Source organism: Desulfococcus sp. (assembly GCF_050178255.1).
Taxonomy (GTDB): domain Bacteria; phylum Desulfobacterota; class Desulfobacteria; order Desulfobacterales; family Desulfococcaceae; genus Desulfococcus; species Desulfococcus multivorans.
Window position 1 is genome coordinate 1 of sequence record NZ_JBFXGG010000140.1, and the last position, 7,061, is coordinate 7,061.

General features: G+C 57.9%; 5 protein-coding genes and 3 pseudogenes. 5 read left to right on the plus strand and 3 right to left on the minus strand.

Annotated features, from left to right (window positions below):
* Window positions 1-241, plus strand: a pseudogene (locus AB7S84_RS15650) (ABC transporter ATP-binding protein); the annotation flags it as partial.
* A 129-nt stretch (window positions 242-370) separates the two neighbouring features.
* Here AB7S84_RS15650 and selD read toward each other — a convergent pair.
* Window positions 371-1,360: pseudogene (selD, locus tag AB7S84_RS15655) on the minus strand (selenide, water dikinase SelD); the annotation flags it as partial.
* A 424-nt stretch (window positions 1,361-1,784) separates the two neighbouring features.
* Here selD and AB7S84_RS15660 point away from each other — a divergent pair.
* The 3 genes and pseudogenes from AB7S84_RS15660 to AB7S84_RS15670 form a co-directional block, all read left to right on the plus strand.
* A complete protein-coding gene (locus tag AB7S84_RS15660) occupies window positions 1,785-3,548 on the plus strand; it encodes a formate--tetrahydrofolate ligase (RefSeq protein WP_428155642.1) in 1,764 nt (587 codons plus the stop codon).
* Window positions 3,549-3,816: 268 nt separating this feature from the next.
* Window positions 3,817-4,212, plus strand: coding sequence for a DUF2845 domain-containing protein (locus tag AB7S84_RS15665; RefSeq protein ID WP_020875782.1), 396 nt, complete (start codon window positions 3,817-3,819; stop codon window positions 4,210-4,212).
* Between the two features lie 15 nt (window positions 4,213-4,227).
* Window positions 4,228-4,440: pseudogene (locus AB7S84_RS15670) on the plus strand (hotdog fold thioesterase); the annotation flags it as partial.
* On the opposite strand, the gene ubiG reads toward AB7S84_RS15670, so the two are convergent.
* Window positions 4,404-5,126, minus strand: a complete 723-nt coding sequence (gene ubiG / locus AB7S84_RS15675; protein ID WP_020875781.1) for a bifunctional 2-polyprenyl-6-hydroxyphenol methylase/3-demethylubiquinol 3-O-methyltransferase UbiG — start codon at window positions 5,124-5,126, stop codon at window positions 4,404-4,406. The pseudogene AB7S84_RS15670 and the gene ubiG sit on opposite strands and share 37 nt — an antisense overlap.
* A gap of 129 nt (window positions 5,127-5,255) precedes the next feature.
* On the opposite strand from ubiG, the gene AB7S84_RS15680 reads away from it, so the two are divergent.
* Window positions 5,256-6,212: a UbiA family prenyltransferase gene (locus AB7S84_RS15680; RefSeq protein WP_428155645.1), complete on the plus strand. Its 957-nt coding sequence runs from the start codon at window positions 5,256-5,258 to the stop codon at window positions 6,210-6,212.
* On the opposite strand, the gene AB7S84_RS15685 is transcribed toward AB7S84_RS15680, so the two are convergent.
* A partial coding sequence (locus AB7S84_RS15685; protein ID WP_428155647.1) for a class I SAM-dependent methyltransferase occupies window positions 6,213-7,061 on the minus strand: 849 nt, incomplete at its 5' end. It abuts the gene before it with no gap.

The following is a 7,061-nucleotide window of genomic DNA, read 5'->3' on the forward strand; positions in this document are numbered from 1 at the left end:
CGATTCGGAAACGGAGCTCAAGATACAGGAAGCCCTTTCCAACCTGATGCGGGGTCGCACCGCCGTGGTCGTGGCACACCGGCTTTCGACCGCCCGGCATGCCGACCGGATCATTGTGGTCAAAAAGGGTCGGATTATCGAATCCGGCACCCACGAATCGCTGATGGCATTGGGGAAATTTTACTATCGACTCAATCGACTGCACCATTCGGTCGACGCGCAGGAGATCCCCCCGCGCTGATCCGGGAAGGACGACACGTGCCCTTCCCTTCCCCGCGAACCTGGAGCACGATCCGGAGAAAACGCCGACCGGCAGAAACGCAGCCCGTAAAAAAGACACCTCGAGAGGAAATTCAGGGAGACAAAACGCCTATCTGAAAACGATGGACGCACCGCCGGGATCGAGAACCCGACCGATGATTCCGGCATGGGTAATGCCCGCCTGATGAAGCCGCTCGATCAGCGCATCAGCCTGCGACGCCGTTACGGCGACAAGAAGCCCGCCGCTGGTCTGAGGATCGAAGAGGATCTCTTCCTCCCATCGCCTGAGCCGCCCTGGAAACCGAACCCGTTTTTCGGTCAATCGGCGGTTGTCCGCGTTCATGCCGGTGGTCACTCCTGCCCTGTAGGCATCCAGCGCCTCATCCATGAACGGGATTTTTTCGAATTCGATCTCCAGCGTTGCATTCGATCCCCGGGCCATTTCCAATCCATGACCGGCCAGCCCGAATCCGGTGACATCCGTCGCGCCGTGAACGTCAAAATCAGCCATGATTTCGGCTGCTTTTCGATTCAGGGTCGTCAACACACGGATACAGCGTTCCATCGCGCCCCGGGAAACCCGCTTTTTCAGGTTGGCATTGAACAGAACCCCGCTACCGACAGGTTTGGTCAAAATCAGCCGATCACCCGGCCGTGCGCCGGAGTTGCGCCACACCCGTTCAGGATGAACAAGTCCCGTCACGGAAAGCCCGAACTTGGGCTCCGCATCCTCGGTGGTATGCCCCCCCAGCAACACGGCGCCGGCCTCGGTAATCTTGCTCACGGCCCCGGTGATGATGCCCAGAAGCACATCAGGCCCCAGCTTCTCTCCCGGAAAACCAACAAGACTCAGGCAGGCAATGGGGCGGCCGCCCATGGCATAGATGTCGCTGATGGCGTTGGCTGCGGCGATCTGGCCGAAAAGATACGGATCGTCCACCGGCGGGGTAATGAAATCCGCCGTAACGACAAGGGCCTCCTGGTCGTTCAGCCGGTAGACGCCGGCATCGTCTGACGTATCGAACCCCACGATGATGTTGGGATCATCGCTTTTCGGCAGGGCCGCCAATAAAGCCTCCAGCCCGACCGGGCTGAGCTTCGCCGCTCACCCGCAGGTTTTGGCAAGGCGGGTGAGCGTTGGCCTGTGCAGCAAATCAGAAATCTTCATGACAACCTCGACGACGCTGATGGTATATGGACGCATTCGGAGAAAATTTCGGACATATTATGAAAAATCATGAAAAAAGCAAACATTTCATCCTTTTTTTCAGTATTCCGGGGGACGGGCATCGCGGGTTCCGGTCTCTCTGTATGGGAGATAGCGCTTGCCAAATCAGCCCGCGCATGGTATGAGTGACCGATTTTTAACGCATGTATTCATGGAATGAGCTCATCCTAGCCGATATTGGCCGGTTCAGACAATAAAGACAATAATAAATAGATGTCGGTTATCCATCGTGACGGGATGCCTCGTATCGAGGATCCCTGGCGCTAACATTAATAACTAAAGGAGAATTGGATCTATGGCTTACAATGCAGTAGAAATGGCCGACTGGCAGATTTCCGAGGAAGCCGAAAAAAACATGCCCCTGCCGGAGGATTGGATCGACAAACTGGGGCTTGAAAAAGAAGAGCTCCTTGCCATGGGCCGTCTGGCCAAGCTCGACTTTCTGAAGATCATCGATCGCCTCAAGAACAAGCCCGACGGCAAGTACATCGAGGTTACCGCCATCACGCCCACCCCTCTCGGCGAAGGTAAAAGCACCACCTCCGTGGGTCTGATGGAAGGTCTGGGGAAACGCGGCGTCAGCGTCGGCGGCGCCCTGCGACAGCCCTCGGGCGGCCCGACCATGAACGTCAAAGGTACGGCGGCGGGCGGCGGCAACTCCCTTCTGATCCCCATGACCGAATTCTCCCTGGGCCTCACCGGCGACATCAACGACATCATGAACGCCCACAACCTGGCCATGGTGGCGTTGACCGCCCGCATGCAGCATGAAAGAAACTACAACGACGAACAGCTGGCCCGGCTGACCGGCATGCGCCGCCTCGATGTCGACCCCACCCGCGTCGAAATGGGATGGATCATCGACTTCTGTGCACAGGCCCTCCGCAATATCGTCATCGGTTTGGGCGGCCGCACCGACGGCTTCACCATGCAGTCCAAGTTCGGCATTGCCGTCGGGTCCGAGTGCATGGCGATTCTGGCCGTTGCCAAAGACCTGGCCGATCTGAAGGAGCGCCTCAACAACATCACCGTAGCCTTCGACAAGAGCGGAAAGCCCGTCACCACCGGCGATCTGGAAGTCGGCAACGCCATGACCGCCTTCATGAGAAACACCATCAACCCGACCATGATGTGCACCGCGGAATACCAGCCGTGTCTGGTTCATGCCGGCCCCTTCGCCAACATCGCCGTGGGCCAATCCTCCATCATCGCAGACCGCGTCGGCCTCAAGCTGTGGGATTACCATGTCACGGAGTCCGGATTTGCCGCGGACATCGGATTTGAGAAGTTCTGGAACGTGAAATGCCGCTTCAGCGGATTGAAGCCCCACGTCTCCGTACTCACCTCCACCATCCGCGCTCTCAAGATGCACGGCGGCGGACCCAAGGTAGTCGCCGGGAAAGCCCTTCCCGATGAATACACCAAGGAGAACCTCGCCCTCGTCGAAAAGGGATGCGAGAACATGGTTCACATGATCAACGTCATCCGGAAGGCCGGCATCAATCCGGTTGTCTGCATCAACCGCTTCTACACGGATACCGATGCGGAATGCGCCATCGTCCGGAAGGCCGCCGAGGCCGCCGGCGCCCGTTGCGCGGAATCCAAGCATTGGGAGTTGGGCGGTGAAGGCGCGCTGGAGTTCGCCGATGCGGTCATCGACGCCTGCAACGAAGAGAACGATTTCAAATTCCTCTATCCGCTGGAGATGAAGCTGCGCGACCGCGTCAACACCATCGCCACGGAGGTCTATGGTGCCGACGGCGTCGACTGGAGCCCCGAGGCCAACGCCAAGGCCGAGATGCTTGAAAAAGATCCCAAATATGCCGACTTCGCCACCATGATGGTCAAGACGCATCTGAGCCTTTCCCATGACCCGGTGGTCAAGGGTGTGCCCAAGGGCTGGCGCCTGCCCATCCGCGACGTGTTGATCTACTCCGGTGCCAAGTTCCTCTGCCCCTGTGCCGGCACCATCAGCCTGATGCCCGGAACCAGCTCCAACCCGGCATTCAGAAGAATCGACGTTGATCCCGCCACCGGCAAGGTCAGCGGCCTGTTCTAAAGATTCCTATCGAATTCCAGAGAATTCGCACAAGGCCTGAGGATAACTTCCTCAGGCCTTTTTTCGTGAAGCGATGTCGCCTTGTGGGGGGAGGGGGTTGCCGCAAACCCGCTGCGCCGTAAAATTGATCATCGTCCCGACAGTGATTATGTTTACGCCGATACGGCATTGACCCCGAACTCAACGCGCCGTCCCATAAAACAGATCGGACCGGCAATCGACGGACGGACGACGCCGCATCCATCACCGTCGAACATGAAAGGCGATTATGAATCCAAAATTGACGATTCTATCGGTGCTCCTCATAACGACGCTCATCGCGTCGCCGGCGTCGGCCCTGCGCTGCGACGGCAAGGTTATCGTCCGGGGGATGACGTCATCCGAGATTATTAAAAACTGCGGTGAGCCCACCTGGGTGGATGAGCGTCAGGAGGAACGGTTCAGTCGAAACTGCCGCGATCCCTTTTTCTGGACGGATCCGGACGACTATGAACGATACGAGGAACACTACTATATCTATCGCGGCAAACGGTACACGGGATGCAAGAAGATCGTCACCATCCAGGAGTGGTTCTATAACTTCGGCTCCAGCCGCCTGACCCAGACCCTGATTTTTGAAAACAGCCGTCTCGTGCATATTCGGCAGGGCGGATACGGATATTGAGGGAATCATCATGAACCCCACTGTGTCGGACCCGACACCAACGCCGGTTCTATCCGCGCCATCAAACGCGGGATCGTGATGGGAACGGCCTCCCCCGCACATTTGGGCAGAAGCACCCACGTATGGGAAATCCGCACCACCGACAACCACGATCGTCTGGTCTGCCTGTCCAGAATTACGATGGCGATTCTTCAGCGCCGATGCGGCCGTCGGGCATGCATGAGGTAGTTCACCCGGGTATTGTTGTTCAAAAAATATCGGCGACTGAAGGGGTTGTACTGCAATCCGGCGACATTCCTGACGTCGAGCCCCGCACTTTCGGCCCATTGGGTCAACTCGCCGGGTCGGACGAACATTCGGAAACTGTGGGATCCCCTCTCCAGGAGACGGAGAACGTATTCCGCCCCGACAATGGCAAAAACGAAGGATTTGAGATTGCGGTTGATGGTGGCGAAAAACACGTCGCCTCCCGGCCTGACCAAACGTCCGCACGCCGCTACGATCGACGCCGGCCTGGGAACATGTTCCAGGAGTTCCATACAGGTCACGACGTCGAAAGCGGCGGGGGCGGCATCGGCCAGCGCCTCCACCGTTGTCCTGCGGTAATCGACGGCGTGTCCCGATAGCACCATATGCCGGCGGGCGGCCATGAGGGGGGCCTCCCCCATGTCGATCCCCGTTACACGGGCGCCCTCGGCCGCCAGGGCCTCGCTCAGGATGCCGCCGCCGCACCCCACGTCAAGGACCCGGACGCCCCGGAGCCGGGTACGCTCCCGGATATACCCCAACCGGAGGGGGTTGATGTCGTGAAGAGACTTCAATACACCGTTGCGGTCCCACCAACGGTCGGCAACCCTCTCGAATTTATCCAGTTCCCTTTCATCCAGGTTCAGGGGATCCTCCACTTGTTTCATCCATCCTCCCGCAGCCGTCGGCCGTTCAACAGCCGGATATTCGATCCGTCTTGACTTGCCGTCGGTTATCGTTTATTTAAGGCGCATTCAACAATTCGCCGTCACCTCAATGCCGCTTCCGGGAGTTACATGTTGAAAACCACTGCAAATCCGATGCGGTTCATCCGCGATCATCGTTTCAGGCTCTTTGTGGCCCTGTCTCGCACGCCCCATGGGCTGCTGGATATGACAACACCCTGTTTTGCGGCCTGTCTGTGGCTGGGCGGCCTGCCGCCGCTCCCGGTTCTGCTGCTGGGTATCGTAACGGTTTTCGCCGGATATACCGCCGTCTATGCATTGAACGACGTCGTCGATTATCGGGTGGACCAGGAAAAGCTCAGGCAGGCAGACTGCAGGGTGCGAACCGGGACGGAGGACATCGACGCGGCCCTGGTTCGGCATCCCATGGCCCAGGGCCTGTTGCGGTTTCGGGAAGGGCTGTTCTGGTCCGCGGCCTGGGCGGCAGTCGCCCTTGTCGGTGCCTATCTTCTCAATCCGGTTTGCGCATGGATTTTCATAGGAGGCTGTCTACTCGAAGCGACCTACTGCCTTCTTTTGAAGGTCAGCCCGATGAGAATATTCATCAATGGAATCGTCAAAACCCTGGGGGCCGTCGCCGCCGTCTTCGCCGTCGACCCGCACCCGTCGGGGCTTTTTCTGGCGACCCTATTTTTCATGCTGTTTTTCTGGGAGGTCGGCGGTCAGAATATCCCCAACGACAGCAGCGACATGGATGAAGACATCCAGCTGAACGCCAAGACCGTCCCCGTCCGGTTCGGCCTCGATTTCTCATCCTTCGCCGCCGTCGTGACCCTGGGAGCCGCGGTGCTCTTAACCCTGGTGCTTTTCAGCCTGTCCCGGGCACGATTCAGCGCGATAGATTATCTGGTCGTTCTCAGTTTAGGAATCTGGCTGCTCATCATGCCGGCCGCCGAGTTCCGAAGAAATCCCACGCAGGTCAGCGCGATGCGTCTCTTCAATCGTGCCAGTTGGTATCCGCCGGCCCTGTTTTCGATAACAGCCCTACGCATCCTTTTCCTCGCCTGACTACGGCCTCTTGGTACCGGTGTGGGCCACTGCGATGCCGTTGGTCATCCGCTCATAGATCACTTCTGAAAACCCGACTGAAGTCAGCACATCCCTCAGTTCATCCGGCATCAGGAACAGGCGTATGGTTTCCGGCAGACAGGTGTATGCCTTCCGCTCACCCATCATCAGATCCCCCAGAAGCGGCATGATGTGGAAGGAATAGACGTCGTACAGGCATCGAAACCACGGCCATACGGGTTTGGAGAATTCCAGACAGAGAAAGCGGCCCCCGGGTTTCAGAACGCGGCACATCTCACTGAAGGCCTGTTTCATATGGGTGATGTTTCGAACGGCAAAGCCGATCATCACCACATCGAAGGTGTCGTCGGGAAATGAAATCCGCTCGGCGTCCCCCTGGACGTAATGAATGTCCCTGCGGATATCGGCGTTGGTCCGCTTCATGCGACCGGCATTGATCATGTCCCGGTTGATGTCGTAGAGCACGATATTCCCGGAGCGTCCCATCGCCTTTCCGGCCATGACGGACAGATCTCCGGTCCCCCCACAGACATCGAGAACCCTCTCACCGGACTTCAATCCAAGCCGGGTGATCGCAGCCTTCTTCCACAGATAATGAATACCCAGGCTGAGCACCGTATTCATCATGTCGTATTTGTGGGCCACGGAATCAAAATGGCGCCTCACCCGGTCCGCCTTCTCCTGCTCGGAAAGTTCCTCGGAACCGAACCGTGCCTGCCGTTTCAGAAATACGACATCATCCAGTTGTTCTTTTCGCTTCTTTTCTTCCGACCATGTAGGTAAATTCAAGGACATCTCTTCCATCTTTCGATTACGGCATGATTGCCG

Bases quoted from the DNA above. Each gene is read 5' to 3' on its own strand.
- AB7S84_RS15660 (WP_428155642.1), top strand. From the start codon at position 1,785: ATGGCTTACAATGCAGTAGAAATGGCCGACTGGCAGATTTCCGAGGAA.
- AB7S84_RS15665 (WP_020875782.1), top strand. From the start codon at position 3,817: ATGAATCCAAAATTGACGATTCTATCGGTGCTCCTCATAACGACGCTC.
- ubiG (WP_020875781.1), bottom strand. From the start codon at position 5,126: ATGAAACAAGTGGAGGATCCCCTGAACCTGGATGAAAGGGAACTGGAT.
- AB7S84_RS15680 (WP_428155645.1), top strand. From the start codon at position 5,256: ATGTTGAAAACCACTGCAAATCCGATGCGGTTCATCCGCGATCATCGT.